Genomic DNA, 2,500 nt, shown 5'->3' on the forward strand with positions numbered 1-2,500 from the left:
CTCCGAATACCGTGGAGTGCAATCGCGGGAGACACACGGCGGGTGCTAACGTCCGTCGTGAAAAGGGAAACAACCCAGACCGCCAGCTAAGGTCCCAAATATCAGTTAAGTGGGAAACGATGTGGGAAGGCCCAGACAGCTAGGAGGTTGGCTTAGAAGCAGCCATCCTTTAAAGAAAGCGTAATAGCTCACTAGTCGAGTCGGCCCGCGCGGAAGATATACCGGGGCTCAAACTGATAACCGAAGCTGCGGATGCTCTTTGAGCATGGTAGAGGAGCGTTGTGTAAGCCGCTGAAGGTGAACTGTGAGGTTTGCTGGAGGTATCACAAGTGCGAATGCTGACATGAGTAACGACAAGGGGGGTGAAAAACCTCCCCGCCGGAAGACCAAGGGTTCCTGTCCAACGCTAATCGGGACAGGGTTAGTCGGCCCCTAAGGCGAGGGCGAAAGCCGTAGTCGATGGGAAACAGGTTAATATTCCTGTACTTGCAATTGCTGCGATGGAGTGACGGAGAAGGCTAGGCCAGCATGGCGATTGGTTGTCCATGTTTAAGGTTGTAGGCTGGGGACTTAGGCAAATCCGGGTCCCTAAGGCTGAGAATTGATGACGAAGCTTACCTCGGTAAGTGAAGTGGTTGATGCCCTGCTTCCAGGAAAAACTTCTAAGCTTCAGGCAATTGCGAACCGTACTCTAAACCGACACAGGTGGTCAGGTAGAGAATACCAAGGCGCTTGAGAGAACTCTGGTGAAGGAACTAGGCAAAATGGTACCGTAACTTCGGGAGAAGGTACGCCGGTTTTGGTGATGGGACTTGCTCCCTAAGCTGAGGCCGGTCGAAGTGACCAGGTGGCTGCGACTGTTTATTAAAAACATAGCACTCTGCAAACACGTAAGTGGACGTATAGGGTGTGACGCCTGCCCGGTGCCGGAAGGTTAATTGATGGGGTTAGCTTATGCGAAGCTCTTGATCGAAGCCCCGGTAAACGGCGGCCGTAACTATAACGGTCCTAAGGTAGCGAAATTCCTTGTCGGGTAAGTTCCGACCTGCACGAATGGCGTAACGATGGCCACGCTGTCTCCACCAGAGACTCAGTGAAATTGAAATCGCTGTTAAGATGCAGTGTACCCGCGGCTAGACGGAAAGACCCCGTGAACCTTTACTACAGCTTTGCACTGAACTTTGAGCCTATTTGTGTAGGATAGGTGGGAGGCTTTGAAACTGTGACGCCAGTTGCAGTGGAGCCATCCTTGAAATACCACCCTGGTATGTTTGAGGTTCTAACTCTGGTCCATTATCTGGATCGAGGACAGTGTATGGTGGGTAGTTTGACTGGGGCGGTCTCCTCCCAAAGAGTAACGGAGGAGTACGAAGGTGCACTCAGCATGGTCGGAAATCATGCAATGAGCATAATGGTATAAGTGCGCTTGACTGCGAGTCAGACATGACGAGCAGGTACGAAAGTAGGTCATAGTGATCCGGTGGTTCTGTATGGAAGGGCCATCGCTCAACGGATAAAAGGTACTCCGGGGATAACAGGCTGATACCGCCCAAGAGTTCACATCGACGGCGGTGTTTGGCACCTCGATGTCGGCTCATCACATCCTGGGGCTGAAGCCGGTCCCAAGGGTATGGCTGTTCGCCATTTAAAGTGGTACGCGAGCTGGGTTTAGAACGTCGTGAGACAGTTCGGTCCCTATCTGCCGTGGGCGTTGGAGATTTGAGAAGAGTTGCTCCTAGTACGAGAGGACCGGAGTGAACGAACCTCTGGTGTTCGGGTTGTCACGCCAGTGGCATTGCCCGGTAGCTATGTTCGGACGGGATAACCGCTGAAAGCATCTAAGCGGGAAGCCTCCTTCAAGATGAGATCTCCCTGACTCCTTGAGAGTCCTGAAGGGCCGTGGAAGACTACCACGTTGATAGGCTGGGTGTGGAAGCGTTGTGAGGCGTTGAGCTAACCAGTACTAATTGCCCGTGCGGCTTGACCATACAACAGAGATGGTTACTAACGAACGGATTGTGTTCGATCGAGAGACGCGCAAAGCTCGAAACGTTTAAAGCGTAGAGAGTATCGACTTGCGGTGTATTACTACAGAATGTTTTACCGACTTATTTGGGGTTATCGCCGATTGGGAAGCTGATCGAGGCAAACAGCGATAACAGGCAGCGCAGGACTAGAAAAGTCCATAAGACCGAGCCAACCCAAGCCAGTTTGCCTGACGACAATAGAGTTGTGGAACCACCTGATCCCTTGCCGAACTCAGAAGTGAAACGCAACATCGCCGATGGTAGTGTGGGGATTCCCCATGTGAGAGTAGGTCATCGTCAGGTTTTAATTCAAAAGGCCCAGTCGCTTACGCGGCTGGGCCTTTTACTTATAAGTGAGAGCGTTCATTTTGTAACGCCGCCCAGGGCTCCAGGCAGTCCTCCAGTGCTGAGAATCAGGTCGATCAATCGCCGATTCCCAGCCCTGAAAAAGCTTTGAGAAACAGCTTGCCAAA

Annotated in this window: 2 rRNA genes (1 of these 2 only partly in view); both read left to right on the top strand. The window is 52.1% G+C overall.

The features are described from left to right. Positions 1-1,988: ribosomal RNA gene (locus ACYX4K_RS01280) — 23S ribosomal RNA — on the top strand (it extends 894 nt beyond the left edge of the window). Positions 1,989-2,214: 226 nt separating this feature from the next. Then, positions 2,215-2,330 (top strand): 5S ribosomal RNA (gene rrf, locus ACYX4K_RS01285). The last annotated feature ends 170 nt before the right edge of the window (positions 2,331-2,500 follow it).

The organism is Microbulbifer sp. ABF4_107 (assembly GCF_056312215.1).